Genomic DNA, 16,540 nt, shown 5'->3' on the forward strand with positions numbered 1-16,540 from the left:
GGCACCCTGCCCGCCCGGTTTCATGCTCATGCGCCCGTGCCACCCACGGTGATCGCATCGATCTTCAGGGTCGGCTGGCCAACGCCCACCGGCACCGACTGCCCATCCTTGCCACAGGTACCCACACCACTGTCCAGCGACAGGTCGTTGCCGACCATCGACACCCGGCTCATGGCCTCGGGGCCGTTGCCGATCAGCGTCGCACCCTTGACCGGCGCGGTGATCTTGCCGTCTTTGATCAGGTAAGCCTCGCTGGTGGAGAACACGAACTTGCCGCTGGTGATGTCCACCTGGCCACCGCCGAGGTTGGCGCAGTAGATGCCACGCTTGACCGAGGCGATGATCTCCGCCGGGTCGCTTTCGCCGGCGCGCATGTAGGTGTTGGTCATGCGTGGCATCGGCAGGTGCGCATACGACTCGCGCCGCCCGTTGCCGGTGACTGCCATGCCCATCAGGCGGGCATTGAGCTTGTCCTGCATGTAGCCCTTGAGAATGCCGTTCTCGATCAGTGTGGTGCATTCGGTCGGGGTGCCTTCGTCATCCACGCTCAACGAACCGCGGCGCCCTTCGAGGGTGCCGTCGTCGACGATGGTGCACAGGCTGGACGCGACCTTCTCGCCCAGGTGGCCACTGTAGGCCGAGCTGCCCTTGCGGTTGAAATCGCCCTCCAGGCCATGCCCGACCGCCTCGTGCAGCAGCACACCGGACCACCCGGCGCCCATCACCACCGGCAAGGTGCCGGCCGGTGCCGGAATGGCCTCGAGGTTGACCAGTGCCTGGCGCAGCGCTTCGCGGGCAAAACCCATCACCCGCTCGTCGGTGAAGTAGCGGTAGTCGGTGCGCCCGCCGCCGCCATGCCCGCCACGTTCGCGACGGCCATTCTGCTCGACGATCACACTGACGTTGAAGCGCACCAGCGGCCGCACGTCGGCCGCCAGGCTGCCATCGGCAGCGGCCACCAGAATGCGCTCCCACACCCCGGCCATGCTCACGCTGACCTGCTGGATACGCGGGTCCAGGGCACGCGTGGCTACGTCGACACGCTTGAGCAGCTCGACCTTCTCGGCGCGGCTGAGCACATCCAGCGGGTTGCCCGGCGCATACAGCGCGGTCACGTCCTGGCTCTTGAAGGCCTGCACGCTGCCATTCTGGCCGGCGCGGGAAATGGAGCGCGCGGCGCGTGCAGCGGAAGTCAGGGCTTCGAGGTTGATCGCGTTGCTGTAGGCAAAGCCGGTCTTTTCACCAGACTGGGCGCGTACCCCGACCCCCTGGTCGAGGTTGAAGCTGCCTTCCTTGACGATGCCGTCTTCAAGCGCCCAGGACTCTGAAATCTGGCCCTGGAAGTACAGGTCGGCTGCGTCGATTCCCGGCCCGGCTAACTCGCCCAGCACCGATTGCAGGCTGTCGAGGGTCAGGCCGCCCGGCGCCAGCAGGTGATCGCTGACAGTGGATAACAACTCGCTCATAGTCACTCCGAGGTGTGCGCAGGCCGCAATGCGTCCTGCGAAAAAAAGCGCCGGTGCGAGGCCACCGGCATCCGCGCCCGAATGGACGCCTGTTCGCTGCTGTCGCGGGGCGCCAGCAGCACCGCTTCACCGCTGGCCTGCTGGGCAACGATACGCCCCCAGGGGTCGACAATGGCGGCATGGCCATGGGTTTCCCGTGGCCCCGGGTGCGTGCCGCCCTGGGCGGCCGCCAATACGTAACACTGTGTTTCTATGGCCCTGGCGCGAATCAGCACGTCCCAATGGGCCGCACCGGTTACTGCAGTAAAGGCTGCCGGTGCACTGATCAGTTCGGCTCCGGCCGCACGCAGCGCGCTGTACAGCTCGGGAAAGCGCAGGTCGTAGCACACGCTCAGGCCCAGGCGCCCCACCGGGGTATCGGCCACCACCACCCGCGCGCCGTGGGCATAATCGTCCGACTCGCGGTAGCGCCCACGGTTGTCGGCCACATCCACATCGAACAGATGCAATTTGTCGTAGCGGGCCACCTGCTCGCCGTGCTCGTCGACCAGCAGGGAGCAGGCATGGGCTTTGGCCTCGGGCCGGTCGAGCGGCGGCAGCGGCAAGGTGCCCGCTACAATCCATAACCTGAGGTCGCGGGCCGCCTGTTTCAACCATGGCAGGATCGGCCCCTCCCCCAGCGCCTCGGCCCGGCCGATGGCGGCGCTGTCGCGCCGGCCCATGGCAGCGAAGTTTTCCGGCAGCACCGCCAGCCGCGCGCCCCCTTCGGCAGCCCGCTCCAGCAGGGCACGGGCCCGCGCCAGGTTGCCCGGCACATCGTCCTGGCTGACCATCTGAATAACCGCTGACGTCATGTCCATGTTCTAGCGCGACTTCTCGAAAGGTTTGATAAAGCTAATCTTAGGCTCTTTCCACGGGCCCTCGACGCGGTAATGCACACTGGCATAGCGCGCCACCCGATCCCCCAGCAGCCGGTCCACCAGGAACAGCGCCCCGCCCACCGCTGGCGCGCCCACGATCAGCGCCGCCAGGGGCAGGTTGTTGGTCACCGGCAAGGTCACCTGCAAGGTCGCATCGACCCGGTCCCGAACCATGTCCAGGGTGCCATCGAGCTCGAGGTTGCTGGACGGGCCGGTCAGGGTGATCGGCTCGCGCGTCACATACACCCCCTCGCTTGCCACCAGCAGGCCCTTGACCCGGTCGTAGCTCAGGCCCTTGTCGAGCAGGTCGGAGAAGTCCAGGCGCAGGCGCCGGCCGATCGAGTTGAAATTGAGCAGGCCGAACACGCGCAAGGCCTGCGCTCCGCCTTCCACTTCGACGAACTGCCCCTTGCGCAGCAAGGCATCAAGGTTGCCGGAGAAGTGCTTGAGGCTGACCCAGGCCGGCGACCCCTGCCAGCGTCCGTCCACGTCCAGGCGGAAGTCTCGGCTGGTCACCGTCGGCGCGAAGCCCCAGGCGGTCAGCACATCGGCCAGGTTCTTGCCTTCCAGGCGCCCCTTGTACCAACTGTCGCTGCGCCCCGGCGTGCCTTCCCAGGTGGCGGTGCCATCGATCGCCAGGCCCTTGAGGTTCAGGTCCAGGTCGTTCAGGGCCACGCCCTTGGAGGTGGGACGGGTTTTCAGCGCGACGCTGCCGAGCAGATCATCGCCAAGGAACAGCCTGCCGATGCTCAGGTCGATCGCCGGGATCTTGCGCGGGTCGACATCGGCCAGCGGGTCCGGTCCGTCCACTGCGCTGGCGTCGGCCGGGTCGGACGGCGGCAGGTGGAGGGTCGGCAGGTTGATCACGATCGGGGCGCCCTTGGCATCGGGCAGGCGGGCCGTGCCGATGACCTCCTTGCTGTCCAGGCGCAGGTTCCAGAAGTTGCTCCCGCGGTCCAGGCGTACCACTGCCTGGTTGAGGGTCTGGCCAAAGCCCTTGAGCTGGCCGATGCTCACGTCCACGCTGTTGAGCACCTGCCGGGCATTGCCGCCCGGATCGTCACCGGCCATCTGCTCGAACTGCTTCTGCCAGGGCTCAATGTCCAGCTGCGCGAGCCGGCCACGCACCCGCAGGCCCTGACCGGCCGGCAGTTGCGCCGTGCCGTTGCCCAGCAGCAGCTCACCGCGCCCCTGGCCGAGCTTGCCGGCAGGCGCGGCATAGGCCAGCCTGGCGACGTCGGCGTAGGCCACATCGAAGCGCTGTTGCGGCCCTTGCAGGTTCATCTTGAACTGCGTGGCCCGGGTTTCGCTGACCGCCTTGCCGAACGGCGCCGGCAGGTCCACTTTCAGGCCCTTGAGGGTAGAGTCGATGCTCAGCTGGTTTTCGCGGCTGCCGACACTGACCTGCAACTGGTAGGGGATTTCTCCGGAGGCTGGCAAGGGCTGGGTGAATTTCAGCCAGTCGGTCAGCGCCTTCAAGGCGATCTGGCCCTTGGCGGCGATACGGGTCTGCAATTGCCCAGGCTGCCCCTCGGCAAAGATCTGTGCGCTGATGGGCTTGTCGAAGGCGCGCGCGGTGATGTTCTGGCCGCTGAGCCCCTTGTCGAAGTCGAAGCGGAAAGTGCCGTTCAACTGGCTCAGCTCCAGCGGCGGTTCACTCAGCTTCAGGCGCGCCTGTTCGGTGCTGAAATCCACCAGCACCTTGGGCTGCTGGCCGTGCTCCAGGGGGATATCGAGCTTGAGCTTGCCCTGCAGCGGGCCCTCGCCTTCCCAGCCGGCGAAGGTCGGGCCGGTACCGATCGGCGCGTCCTGCAGGATCTTCACCCCGTCGGCCAGGCGCCCGTCGAACTCTCCGTCCAGGTACAGGTGGGTATGCTCGCCTTCGTTCACATGGGGAATGTTCACGTCCACATTGCGCACCCGGGTGCCGAGCAACTGCCCGCTGCGCGCCTTGACCCGCACACCGGTGTCCTCGATGAACACGTCGCCATCGACCTTGCTCACGTGGGGCCAGCCGGGCTGGAAGTCCAACTCGGCGTCATGCACCTTGAAGAACAGGCTGATGCTGCGCGACTCGGGGGTCGCGCCGTGGTGCAGCGAGCCCTGGTACTGGAAATAGCCTTCATCCACCGCGCCCTTGAGGATTGCGGTGCGCAACCAGTGATCCAGCGCAGGGCTGAGCACTTCGGGCAGGTACTTGGCGGTGTAGCGGCCATCGCCGTCGACCAGGCCCACACGCAGGTCCATGTAGTCTTCGCGTGCATCGTCGAACAGCAGCCGGATCAGGAAGTCGCCGGCAATCCTGCCCTCGTCACCCAGCACCTTAAGGTACGGCGCAACCAGGGTGAAACCCTCGGAGTCCAGTCGCCAGGTCAGGCGTGCATTGGCCTTCAGGTAATGCCAGGGGTCGGCGAAGATCGGCGTCAGGTGCAGCATGAACTTGTCGGTGTCCAGGCGCAGCTCGCCCTGGCCCAGGTCGCCGCTGATGCTGCCGCTGACATTCCCGGCAGCCGGGGCGCCGTGGTAGGCATTGAAGCCGACGCGGTCCAGGTTGGCTGCAAAGTTCAGGCGCTGATCGCCTTCGGCCCTGGGCCGCACGTCCAGGCGCACATTGCGCAGGCCGCCGGTGACCTTGAGGCCCTCGACCACGGCCATGCCCGCCTCCGGCAGCGGCGCGAGCGCCTGAATCAGCGGGGTCAGCGGGGTCAAATCGAGGCGGTCGGCCTGGATCGCCCACACTTCATCGGCCGGCTCGGTGGCGGCGCTCTGCCTGAGTTGAACGTGGGATTCCCAGCGGGTGTCGCCCAGGCTCATGGCCAGGGAATCGAGCACCACGTCAAAGCCCTTGTCGCTGCGCCTGAACCAGGCGTTGAGCGCAAGGTTCTCGACCTTTACCGCCTTGCGACCGGCATGCGCACCCTTGAGCTGGGGCGCGTTGAGGCGCAGCGTCGCGGTCTGCAACTGGCCTTTGCCCCACCCTACCCAGGCCTCGCCACCGGCACGCAGTTCGCTGGCCGTGTACGGGCCCAGCAGCCGCGCCGGCACCCATTTGGCCCAGTCGCTCTGTGGCAGGCTGAGGTAGGCATCCACCGCACCGTCGCGCCACTGGTCGGCGCGCACGCGGCTGCGCAGGCTCAGGCTCATCGGCTGGCCGTCGGGCAGGGTCAGGCGCGCATCCAGGCGCTGGCGCACGCTGCCGGTCTGCAGCCCGAGGCTCACATAGGTCAGGGTCATCGGCTCATGCGCGAACGGCTCCAGGGTCACCTGGCTGTCGAGCACCGACACCTTCGCCACCACCTGGCTGCGTTCGAGCAACTGCTGTACATCCAGTGGCTGATCGTCCTGCACCGGCAGACCCTTGAGGCTCCAGTGACCGTTTTCATCTTCGTGCAGGTTCAGTTGCAGGCCGCCCAGTTCGACCTGGGCCAGGCGGACCTGACGCTGCATCAGGCTGGCCCACAGGTCGGGCACCACCTTGACCTCGTCCAGGCGCAAGGCGCCGGCGCCTTCGCCCAGCTGCACGTCGCGTACGCGCAACACCGGCGCAAGGCCGCTCCAGCGGCCTTCCAGGGCACCGATATGCACCGGCATGCCCAGTGCGGCCTCGGCCTTCTGCTCCACCTCGGCGCGGTACTCGGCAACCAGTGGCACCAGCTCGCGGCCGAGGCTGACGTACAACGCCACCAGCACGGCAAGCAAGGCGCACAGGCCAAGCCCCCAACGGGTCAAGATGCCCAGAACGCGGATCAGACGCTCCATGGCAAGGGCTCCCCGTGTGGTCCGTTAACTATGGCCCGGTACGCGCAGTTTTCCAGCGCAGGGTAGGTTTCAACGCGAGTCAGAGCAGCACCACATCGTATTGTTCCTGGGAATACATGGACTCCACCTGGAAGCGGATGGTTCGCCCGATGAATGCCTCCAGCTCCGCCACGTTGCCCGATTCCTCGTCGAGCAGGCGGTCCACCACCTTCTGGTTGGCCAGCACCCGGTAGCCTTCGGCCTGGTAGGCGCGGGCCTCGCGCAGGATCTCGCGGAAAATTTCGTAACAGATGGTCTCAGGGGTCTTCAGCTTGCCGCGGCCCTGGCAACTGGCGCATGGTTCGCACAGCACCTGTTCAAGGCTTTCGCGGGTGCGCTTGCGGGTCATCTGCACCAGCCCCAGCTCGGTGATGCCGATGATGTTGGTCTTGGCGTGATCACGTTCCAGCTGTTTTTCCAGGGTACGCAGCACCTGGCGCTGGTGTTCTTCGTCTTCCATGTCGATGAAGTCGATGATGATGATGCCGCCGATGTTGCGCAGGCGCAGCTGGCGGGCAATCGCCGTGGCAGCCTCCAGGTTGGTCTTGAAGATGGTCTCTTCGAGGTTGCGGTGGCCGACGAAGGCCCCGGTGTTGACGTCGATGGTGGTCATCGCCTCGGCCGGGTCGACCACCAGGTAGCCACCGGACTTGAGCGGCACCTTGCGCTCCAGGGCACGCTGGATCTCGTCCTCGACGCCATACAGGTCGAAGATCGGCCGCTCCCCCGGGTAGTGCTCCAGGCGGTCGGCGATTTCCGGCATCAGCTCGGCGACGAACTGCGTGGTCTTCTGGAAGGTTTCCCGCGAATCGATGCGGATCTTCTCGATCTTGGGGTTGACCAGGTCGCGCAGGGTACGCAGGGCCAGGCCCAGGTCTTCGTAGATTTCGGTGGGTGCGCCAACGGTCTTGATCTGGGCGCCGATCTGGTCCCACAAGCGACGCAGGTAGCGGATGTCCATGACGATCTCGTCGGCGCCGGCGCCCTCGGCCGCGGTGCGCAGGATGAACCCGCCGGCGTCCTGGATGTTTTCCTGGGCGATGCAGTCGGTGACCACCTGCTTGAGCCGCTCGCGTTCGCCTTCGTCCTCGATCTTCAGCGAGATGCCCACATGGCTGGTACGCGGCATGTACACCAGATAGCGCGACGGGATCGACAGCTGGGTAGTCAGGCGTGCGCCCTTGGAGCCGATCGGGTCCTTGGTCACCTGCACCACCAGGCTCTGGCCTTCGTGCACCAGGGCACTGATGGTCTCGACACTGGCGCCTTCGCGCTGGGAGATTTCCGAGGCGTGGATGAACGCCGCGCGCTCCAGGCCGATGTCGACGAACGCCGCCTGCATGCCGGGCAGCACCCGCACCACCTTGCCTTTGTAGATGTTGCCGACGATGCCCCGCCGCTGGGTGCGCTCGACGTGCACCTCCTGAAGAACACCGTTCTCCACCACCGCCACGCGTGATTCCATCGGCGTGATATTGATCAGAATCTCTTCACTCATGGCAGGCTCTCGTCAAAGGTCTTCAGCTAATGATGGATTGCCCGGCGGTCGCTGGCGAGCAATTAAAGGGGTACGGGCAGTTCCTCGCTCAACGGGGCGGCAGGCCTTGCCAGCAGGGAATGGCAAATTGCTCCAGCAGCTCGGCGGTTTCGCTCAACGGCAAGCCGACCACCGCCGAGTAGCTGCCCTGCAGCGCCTTGACGAAAATTGCCGCCAGGCCCTGAATCGCATAGCTGCCGGCCTTGTCCTGCGGCTCGCCGCTGGCCCAGTAGGCCAGGGCCTGTTCGGGGCTGATGGGGCGCAGGCTGACGCGGCTGGCAACGTTCACGCTCAGGCAGCGCTCGCCATCGGTCACCGCCACTGCCGTCAGCACGTCGTGCTCGCGTCCGGACAATGCGGCCAGCATGGCCAGGGCGTCGGCCTGCCCCTGCGGCTTGCCGAGGATCTGCCCGTCGAGCACCACCGCAGTGTCGGCGCCCAGTACCGCCAGGTGCCCTTCCACGCCGCTGGCGCGCAACACCGCCAGGCCGGCAGCCGCCTTCTCGCGCGCCAGGCGCTCGACATAGGCGTCAGCCGGTTCGGCATCCAGAGGGGTTTCATCGATGCTGGCGGCCACCGGGGTGAACGGCACGCCGATCTGGGAGAGCAGCTCACGTCGGCGTGGCGAACCAGAGGCCAGGTACAGCGGGGTCATGTGACGTCTCCGTGTCAGCGTCGGTGGGCAACGTGAATCAGTTGATACTCAGGCGTCGGCGCAGGCCGCGCAAGGCGAAGCTGATCCAGGGCCACAGCAGCGCACTGATCACCGCCGGCCACACCAGCGCCAGGGTCGGCTGGCGGTTGCCGGTCAGGGCGCTGAGCCACAGCTGAACCAGCTGGGCCAGGCCGAAGATCACCAGAATCACCAGGCTCTGCTGCCACATGGGGAACATGCGCAGGCGCTGCTGCAGCGACAGCACCAGGAAGGTGATAAGCACCAGCACCAGGGCGTTCTGCCCCAGCAGCGTGCCGTACAGCACGTCCTCGGCAAGCCCCAGCACGAATGCGGTGGTCATGCCGACCTTGTGCGGCAGGTGCAGCGTCCAGAAGGCCAGCAGCAGGGCCAGCCACAGCGGACGGAAAATCTCCATGAACGGCAGCGTGGGCCACACGCTCAGCAGCAGGCCGATCAGGAAGGTCAACCAGACCACCCAACCGTTGCGGCTACGGGTACTGCTCATCAGTGTCTCTCCCGAGAAGTGGCCGGTGCGGCTGCAGGGGCAGCGGGCGCGGCGGCAGGAGCAGGTGCAGGGGTTGGCGCAGGCGTGCCCGGCGCAGCGGGTGCGGCAGGTGCGCCCGGCGCGGCAGCCGGCATGCTGCCATCGATCGGGCTCTGCGCCTGGCGATCAGCCGCTTCCTGAGCCTGCGCAGCATCGGCGGCGCGCTGTTCGGGGGTACGGCTGTCGGAAAACACCAGCAGCATGTAGCGGCTGCGGTTGAGCGCCGCGGTCGGCACCGCCCGCACGATGGCGAACGGCTGCCCGGAGTCGTGGATCACCTCGCGCACCGTGGCCACCGGGTAGCCAGCCGGGAAGCGCTGGCCCAGGCCGGAACTGACCAGCAGGTCGCCTTCCTTGATGTCGGCGGTGTCGGCCACGTGGCGCAGTTCCAGGCGTTCGGGATTGCCGGTGCCACTGGCAATCGCGCGCAGGCCGTTGCGGTTGACCTGCACCGGAATGCTGTGGGTGGTGTCGGTGAGCAGCAGCACCCGCGAGGTGTACGGCATCAGCTCGACCACCTGGCCCATCAGGCCACGGGCGTCGAGCACCGGCTGGCCCAGCACCACGCCGTCGCGTTCGCCCTTGTTGATCAGGATGCGGTGGGTAAAGGGGTTGGGGTCGACGCCGATCAGCTCGGCCACCTCGACCTTCTCGTTGACCAGTGCCGAGGAGTTGAGCAACTCGCGCAGGCGCACGTTCTGCTCGGTCAGGGCCGCCAGCTTCTGCAGGCGACCTTGCAGCAGCAAGGCTTCGGTCTTGAGTTTCTCGTTCTCGGCGATCAGCTCGGTGCGGCTGCCGAACTGGCTGGCCACGCCCTGCCACATGCGTTGCGGGAAGTCGCTGATGGTATAGGAAGGCATCAGCACCAGCGCCATCTGGCTGCGCAGCGGCTTGAGCAAGGTAAAGCGGGCGTCCACCACCATCAGGGCGATAGACAGCACAACCAGCACAAGCAGGTGCACGCCCAGCGAAGGGCCTTTGGCGAAAAGCGGTTTAATAGGCCGCTCCTCGAAGATTCAGGGGGTCATTCATACGGCAACGCACCGGCCTGCTTGCAGGATGGATGGAAACGACGCCCACACGCGCCACCAGCACATACAGGTAGCACTGTGGGCGCTACCTGTAAACCGGGGGACGGGGTGGGCGGTCAGCAAATCACTCGCTGGAGAGCAGGTCCATGGTGTGTTTGTCCATCATCTCCAGCGCGCGACCGCCGCCACGGGCGACACAGGTCAGCGGGTCTTCGGCGACGATCACCGGCAGGCCGGTTTCCTGGGCCAGCAGCTTGTCCAGGTCGCGCAGCAGCGCACCACCACCGGTCAGCACCAGGCCGCGCTCGGCGATGTCCGAAGCCAGCTCCGGTGGCGATTGCTCCAGGGCGCTCTTGACCGCCTGCACGATGGTCGCCAGCGATTCCTGAAGGGCTTCGAGCACTTCGTTGGAGTTCAGGGTGAAGGCACGTGGCACGCCTTCGGCCAGGTTGCGGCCGCGTACGTCGACTTCACGCACTTCGCCGCCCGGGTAGGCAGTACCGATTTCCTGCTTGATACGCTCGGCGGTGGACTCGCCGATCAGGCTGCCGTAGTTGCGGCGCACGTAGGTGACGATGGCCTCGTCGAAACGGTCGCCACCCACACGCACGGATTCGGCGTACACCACACCATTGAGGGAGATCAGTGCGATTTCGGTGGTACCACCACCAATATCGACGACCATCGAACCACGGGCTTCCTCGACCGGCAGGCCGGCACCGATGGCGGCGGCCATCGGCTCTTCGATCAGGAACACTTCACGGGCACCGGCACCGAGGGCCGACTCGCGAATGGCGCGGCGCTCTACCTGGGTCGACTTGCACGGAACGCAGATCAGCACGCGAGGGCTGGGCTGCAGAAAACTGTTTTCGTGAACCTTGTTGATGAAGTACTGCAGCATCTTTTCGCAGACGCTGAAATCGGCGATCACGCCGTCCTTCATCGGACGAATGGCAGCGATGTTGCCGGGCGTACGGCCGAGCATGCGCTTGGCCTCGGTGCCGACAGCGACGACACTTTTCTGGTTGCCGTGAGTACGAATGGCCACAACCGAAGGCTCATTCAGGACGATACCGCGCTCACGCACGTAAATAAGGGTGTTGGCAGTGCCCAGGTCGATGGAAAGATCGCTGGAAAACATGCCACGCAGTTTCTTGAACATGGGAAAGTGACCCTAGGCAACGCGTGGGTAAAAAAGTGCGGCAAACTCTAACAACGGCGGGGATTTTGGGCAAGGCGCCAATATGTTAAATTGGCAGTTTTTCCGAGCAAGCCAGCACACAATCGCGGCCTTATGACCGTAAATCTGCCAGCATGTTCCTCATTCGCGGACCAATTCCGTTTTTTGTTTTCCCCTGGAGATCCCCATGGCGCTTGAACGCTGCGACGTGGAAAAGATCGCTCACCTGGCCCGCCTGGGCCTCAATGAAGCCGATCTTCCGCGCACTACCGATGCCTTGAACAGTATTCTGGGTTTGGTCGACCAGATGCAAGCGGTCGACACCACTGGCATCGAGCCACTGGCCCACCCCCTTGAAGCCCGTCAGCGCCTGCGTGCCGACGTGGTAACAGAAAGTAACCAGAGAGACAGCTACCAGGCCATCGCCCCGGCGACCGAAAGCGGCCTGTACCTGGTTCCTAAAGTCATCGAGTAAGGGAATAGAGCCTGCCATGCATCAACTGACCCTGGCCGAGATCGCCCGCGGACTCGCCGACAAAGCCTTTTCTGCCGAAGAGCTGACCCGCACGCTGCTGGCGCGCATCCAGCAGCTCGACCCGCAAATCAACAGTTTCATCAGCGTCACCGAAGACCTGGCCCTGGACCAGGCGCGTGCCGCCGACGCCCGCCGTGCTGGCGGTGAAACCGGCGCCCTGCTGGGCGCCCCCATCGCCCACAAGGACCTGTTCTGCACCCAGGGCGTGCGCACCAGCTGCGGCTCGAAGATGCTCGACAACTTCGTCTCGCCGTATGACGCCACCGTGGTCAGCAAGCTGGCCGAGGCCGGCATGGTCACCCTGGGCAAGACCAACATGGACGAGTTCGCCATGGGTTCGGCCAACGAATCCAGCCACTACGGCGCGGTGAAGAACCCGTGGAACCTCGAACACGTGCCGGGCGGTTCGTCCGGCGGTTCGGCCGCCGCCGTGGCCGCGCGCCTGCTGCCGGCCACCACCGGCACCGACACCGGCGGTTCGATCCGCCAGCCGGCGGCGCTGACCAACCTCACCGGCCTCAAGCCGACCTACGGTCGCGTGTCGCGCTGGGGCATGATTGCCTACGCCTCCAGCCTCGACCAGGGTGGCCCGCTGGCGCGTACCGCCGAAGACTGCGCGCTGCTGCTGCAGGCCATGGCCGGTTTTGACGCCAAGGACTCCACCAGCATCGACGAACCGGTGCCCGACTACAGCGCCCCGCTCAACGCCTCGCTGCAGGGCCTGCGCATCGGCCTGCCGAAGGAGTACTTCGGTGCCGGCCTGGACCCGCGCATCGCCGACCTGATCCAGGCCAGCGTCAAGGAGCTGGAAAAGCTCGGCGCGGTGGTCAAGCAGATCAGCCTGCCGAACATGCAGCACGCGATCCCTGCGTACTACGTCATCGCCCCGGCCGAAGCCTCGTCCAACCTCTCGCGTTTCGACGGCGTGCGCTTCGGATACCGCTGCGAAGACCCCAAGGACCTCACCGACCTGTACAAGCGTTCGCGCGGTGAAGGCTTCGGCCCCGAGGTGCAGCGGCGCATCATGGTCGGCGCCTACGCGCTGTCGGCCGGCTACTACGATGCCTACTACCTGCAGGCGCAGAAGATCCGCCGCCTGATCAAGAACGACTTCATGGCCGCCTTCGAAGAGGTCGACGTGATTCTCGGCCCGACCACGCCCAACCCGGCCTGGAAGCTTGGCGCCAAGAACAGCGACCCGGTCGCCGCCTACCTGGAAGACGTCTACACCATCACCGCCAACCTCGCCGGCCTGCCAGGCCTGTCGATGCCGGCCGGTTTTGTCGACGGCCTGCCGGTCGGCGTGCAACTGCTGGCCCCGTATTTCCAGGAAGGCCGCCTGCTCAACGTCGCGCACCGCTATCAGCAAGTGACTGATTGGCACACCCGCGCACCTACCGGCTTCTGAGGGACAGACACATGCAATGGGAAGTTGTGATCGGGCTGGAAATTCATACCCAGCTCGCCACCCAGTCGAAGATTTTCTCCGGCAGCGCCACCACGTTCGGCTCCGAGCCGAACACCCAGGCCAGCCTGATCGACCTGGGCATGCCCGGCGTACTGCCGGTGCTCAACGAAGAAGCCGTGCGCATGGCCTGCATGTTCGGCCTGGCGATCGACGCCGAAATCGGCGAGCACAACGTGTTCGCGCGCAAGAACTACTTCTACCCCGACCTGCCCAAGGGCTACCAGATCAGCCAGATGGAGCTGCCGATCGTCGGCAAGGGCTACCTGGACATCGCCCTTGAAGACGGCACCGTCAAGCGCATCGGCATCACCCGCGCACACTTGGAGGAAGACGCCGGCAAGAGCCTGCACGAAGACTTCAGCGGCGCCACCGGCATCGACCTGAACCGCGCCGGCACGCCACTGCTGGAAATCGTCTCCGAGCCGGAAATGCGCAGCGCCAAGGAAGCCGTGGCCTACGTCAAGGCGATCCACGCACTGGTGCGCTACCTGGGCATCTGCGACGGCAACATGGCCGAGGGCTCGCTGCGCTGCGACTGCAACGTGTCGATCCGGCCCAAGGGCCAGGTCGAGTTCGGCACCCGCTGCGAGATCAAGAACGTCAACTCGTTCCGCTTCATCGAGAAGGCGATCAACACCGAGGTGCAGCGCCAGATCGAACTGATCGAGGATGGCGGCCGGGTGATCCAGGAAACCCGCCTGTACGACCCGAACAAGGACGAGACCCGCTCCATGCGCAGCAAGGAGGAGGCCAACGACTACCGTTACTTCCCCGACCCGGACCTGCTGCCGGTGGTCATCGAGCCGGCGTTCCTCGACGCCATCCGCGCCACCCTGCCCGAACTGCCGCCGCAGAAGCGCGAGCGCTTCCAGAGCCAGTTCGGCCTGTCGGCCTACGACGCCAACGTGCTGGCCTCCAGCCGCGAGCAGGCCGACTACTTCGAGCAGGTGGTCGGTGTGTGCGGCGATGCCAAGCTGGCGGCCAACTGGGTCATGGTCGAGCTGGGCAGCCTGCTGAACAAGCTGGGCCTGGAGATCGACCAGGCGCCGGTCAGCGCCGCGCAACTGGGCGGCATGCTGCAGCGCATTCTGGACAACACCATCAGCGGCAAGATCGCCAAGGTGGTGTTCGAGAAGATGGCCGCCGGTGAAGGCGATGCCGACCAGATCATCGAGGCAGAAGGCCTGAAACAGGTGACCGACACCGGCGCGATCGAGAAGGTGCTGGACGAAGTGCTGGCGGCCAACGCCGAGCAGGTCGAGCAGTACCGCGCGGCGGACGAGGCCAAGCGCGGCAAGATGTTCGGCTTCTTCGTCGGCCAGGCGATGAAGGCGTCCAAGGGCAAGGCCAACCCGCAACAGGTGAACCAATTGCTCAAGAGCAAGCTCGAAGGCTGAACCGCGTCGCCTGCATTCGCCGGCAACGCCGGCTCCTACAAGGACGCACCAATCCCTGCAGGAGCCGGCGTTGCCGGCGAAGGCCACACCACGGAGTAACCGGATACATGTGGCGTCCCCTCAGCGCACTGCTCGCGCTTTTCACCCTGCTCGCCGGCTGTGCCAGCCACACCCTCGACCCCCGCGGTTACGACCAGACCGGCACTGCCTCCTATTACGGTTCCCGCCATCACGGCAAACGCACCGCCAGTGGCGAACCCTTCGACCAGCACGGCCTGACCGCCGCCCATCGCAGCCTGCCCTTCGGCACCCGCGTGCAGGTCACCAACCTCGCCAACGACCGCCGCGTCGTGGTACGCATCAACGACCGCGGCCCGCATACCCGGGGTCGACTCATCGACCTGTCACGCGCCGCCGCCGACCAACTGGGCATGCTCCGTAGCGGAACCGCGCGGGTACGGGTACAAAGTCTCAGCAACTGACCCTGCTTCGGAGCACGACCATTTTCGACCTGGCCGCTTTACCCACCTTCAGCCTGCTGCAACTGGCCCTGGGCCTGCTGCTGCTGATCACCGGCGCCGAACTGCTGGTGCGCGCCGCCCTGCGCCTGGCCGCCAGCCTGCAGGTGCGTCCGCTGATCATCGGCCTGAGCCTGGTGGCCTTCGGCAGCAGCGCCCCGCAACTGACCGTGAGCCTGCAGGCGGCCTACACCGGCGCACCCGACGTGGCGGTGGGCAGCGTGATCGGCAGCAACATCTTCAACGTGCTGGTCACCCTGGGCCTGGCCGCTCTGATCATCCCCCTGCGCGTTTCGCGGCAACTGGTACGCCTGGACATCCCGCTGATGATCGGCGCCAGCCTGCTGGTGTACCTGCTGGCCCTGGACGAACGCATCGGCCGCCTCGAAGGCGCCCTGCTGCTGCTCGGGCTGGTTGCCTACCTGGCCATCCTGTGGCACCAGTCACGCCACCACGCACGCACCTACCCCGCCCCCGGCCCGCGGCCGCAGCGTGGCGTCGGCTTCTGGTTCGGCACCCTGGCACTGATGCTCACCGGCCTGGGCCTGCTGAGCCTGGCCGGGCACCTGTTGCTGGAGGCAGCAGTGGAAGTGGCCGTCGACCTGGGCCTGTCGGAGCGGGTGATCGGCCTGACCGTGGTGGCGGTATGCACCTCGCTGCCGGAGCTGGCCACCTCGCTGATCGCCGCCTTGCGCGGCGAGCGTGAAATCGCCGTGGGCAACGTGATCGGCAGCAACCTGTTCAACCTGCTGGCGGTGCTCGGGCTGACCGCGCTGGTGGCCCCGGTGCCGCTGTCGATCTCGCCCAACGCGCTGGCCTTCGACCTGCCGGTGATGCTCGGCGTGGCCGTGCTGACCCTGCCGGTGTTCTATTCCGGCTACCGCGTCACCCGCGCCGAAGGTCTGGTGTTCCTGTGTCTTTACCTGGCCTATGGTCTGCACGTGGTGGCCTTCACCACCGGCATGCCGCTGGCCAACCGTCTGGAGCAGCTGATGCTGCTTTATGTCCTGCCGACGCTGGCGGTGGTGCTGATGTACACCACCGTGCGCGCCTGGCGCCGCCAACACTAAGGAAAACAACATGGGCGAGAGCAACAAAACCGGCGAACAGGTTCGCCGCCAGGTCATGGGCGATGCATTCGTGGACCGTGCACTGGGCAATGCCACCGAGTTCACCGAGCCGCTGCAGGCGTTCGTCAACGAGCACGCCTGGGGCAGCGTGTGGAGCCGCGAAGGCCTGCCGCTGAAAACCCGCAGCCTGATCACCCTGGCGGCGCTGACCGCGCTCAAGTGCCCGCAGGAGCTCAAGGGCCACGTGCGTGGCGCCCTGAACAACGGCTGTACGGTGGAAGAGATTCGCGAGGCGTTGCTGCATTGCGCCGTGTACGCCGGCGTACCGGCGGCGATCGATGCGTTTCGCGCCGCCCAGGAAGTGATCGACAGCTACCAGCAGGGCTGACCGATCACCCCG

Annotated in this window: 14 protein-coding genes; 6 read left to right on the forward strand and 8 right to left on the reverse strand. The window is 66.0% G+C overall.

Annotated elements, in window-relative coordinates:
- Positions 1-26: 26 nt before the first annotated feature.
- The 8 genes from tldD to mreB all read right to left on the reverse strand — a co-directional run bounded on the left by tldD (position 27) and on the right by mreB (position 11,134).
- Positions 27-1,466: a metalloprotease TldD gene (gene tldD, locus JZZ72_RS05700; RefSeq protein ID WP_210014160.1), complete on the reverse strand. Its 1,440-nt coding sequence runs from the start codon at positions 1,464-1,466 to the stop codon at positions 27-29.
- 2 nt (positions 1,467-1,468) lie between these two features.
- Positions 1,469-2,320, reverse strand: a complete 852-nt coding sequence (locus JZZ72_RS05705) for a carbon-nitrogen hydrolase family protein (RefSeq protein ID WP_054916383.1) — start codon at positions 2,318-2,320, stop codon at positions 1,469-1,471.
- 9 nt (positions 2,321-2,329) lie between these two features.
- On the reverse strand, positions 2,330-6,145 hold the full coding sequence (locus JZZ72_RS05710; RefSeq protein WP_210014161.1) for a YhdP family protein: 3,816 nt from the start codon (positions 6,143-6,145) through the stop codon (positions 2,330-2,332).
- A gap of 79 nt (positions 6,146-6,224) precedes the next feature.
- The gene (gene rng, locus JZZ72_RS05715; protein WP_043862473.1) at positions 6,225-7,682 is read right to left on the reverse strand and encodes a ribonuclease G; all 1,458 of its coding nucleotides are present in this window, start codon (positions 7,680-7,682) and stop codon (positions 6,225-6,227) included.
- A gap of 88 nt (positions 7,683-7,770) precedes the next feature.
- Positions 7,771-8,376 carry a Maf family protein gene (locus JZZ72_RS05720; RefSeq protein ID WP_043862474.1) on the reverse strand — a complete coding sequence of 202 codons (606 nt, stop codon included), beginning with the start codon at positions 8,374-8,376 and terminating at the stop codon, positions 7,771-7,773.
- 37 nt (positions 8,377-8,413) lie between these two features.
- A complete protein-coding gene (gene mreD / locus JZZ72_RS05725) occupies positions 8,414-8,902 on the reverse strand; it encodes a rod shape-determining protein MreD (RefSeq protein ID WP_043862475.1) in 489 nt (162 codons plus the stop codon).
- Positions 8,902-9,891 (reverse strand): rod shape-determining protein MreC, encoded by a 990-nt coding sequence (mreC, locus tag JZZ72_RS05730; protein ID WP_373870457.1) that lies wholly within the window; start codon positions 9,889-9,891, stop codon positions 8,902-8,904. Before mreC ends, mreD begins: the two co-directional genes overlap by 1 nt.
- A 205-nt stretch (positions 9,892-10,096) precedes the next feature.
- Entirely contained in the window at positions 10,097-11,134 is a 1,038-nt protein-coding gene (mreB, locus tag JZZ72_RS05735) for a rod shape-determining protein MreB (protein ID WP_008371426.1), read from the reverse strand.
- Between the two features lie 205 nt (positions 11,135-11,339).
- Between mreB and gatC the strand changes: the two genes are divergently transcribed.
- From gatC to JZZ72_RS05765, 6 genes are all read left to right on the forward strand, one after another.
- Positions 11,340-11,627 (forward strand): Asp-tRNA(Asn)/Glu-tRNA(Gln) amidotransferase subunit GatC, encoded by a 288-nt coding sequence (gene gatC / locus JZZ72_RS05740; protein ID WP_043862477.1) that lies wholly within the window; start codon positions 11,340-11,342, stop codon positions 11,625-11,627.
- Positions 11,628-11,643: 16 nt separating this feature from the next.
- Positions 11,644-13,095 (forward strand): Asp-tRNA(Asn)/Glu-tRNA(Gln) amidotransferase subunit GatA, encoded by a 1,452-nt coding sequence (gatA, locus tag JZZ72_RS05745; RefSeq protein WP_043862478.1) that lies wholly within the window; start codon positions 11,644-11,646, stop codon positions 13,093-13,095.
- Positions 13,096-13,106: 11 nt separating this feature from the next.
- The gene (gatB, locus tag JZZ72_RS05750) at positions 13,107-14,552 is read left to right on the forward strand and encodes an Asp-tRNA(Asn)/Glu-tRNA(Gln) amidotransferase subunit GatB (protein ID WP_054916385.1); all 1,446 of its coding nucleotides are present in this window, start codon (positions 13,107-13,109) and stop codon (positions 14,550-14,552) included.
- 107 nt (positions 14,553-14,659) lie between these two features.
- Positions 14,660-15,034: a septal ring lytic transglycosylase RlpA family protein gene (locus tag JZZ72_RS05755; protein ID WP_043862480.1), complete on the forward strand. Its 375-nt coding sequence runs from the start codon at positions 14,660-14,662 to the stop codon at positions 15,032-15,034.
- 62 nt (positions 15,035-15,096) lie between these two features.
- The gene (locus JZZ72_RS05760) at positions 15,097-16,140 is read left to right on the forward strand and encodes a calcium/sodium antiporter (RefSeq protein WP_043862481.1); all 1,044 of its coding nucleotides are present in this window, start codon (positions 15,097-15,099) and stop codon (positions 16,138-16,140) included.
- A 10-nt stretch (positions 16,141-16,150) separates the two neighbouring features.
- The gene (locus tag JZZ72_RS05765) at positions 16,151-16,528 is read left to right on the forward strand and encodes a carboxymuconolactone decarboxylase family protein (RefSeq protein ID WP_043862482.1); all 378 of its coding nucleotides are present in this window, start codon (positions 16,151-16,153) and stop codon (positions 16,526-16,528) included.
- The last annotated feature ends 12 nt before the right edge of the window (positions 16,529-16,540 follow it).

Origin of the sequence: Pseudomonas palmensis (assembly GCF_017848315.1) — a bacterium.
Taxonomy (GTDB): Bacteria; Pseudomonadota; Gammaproteobacteria; order Pseudomonadales; family Pseudomonadaceae; genus Aquipseudomonas; species Aquipseudomonas palmensis.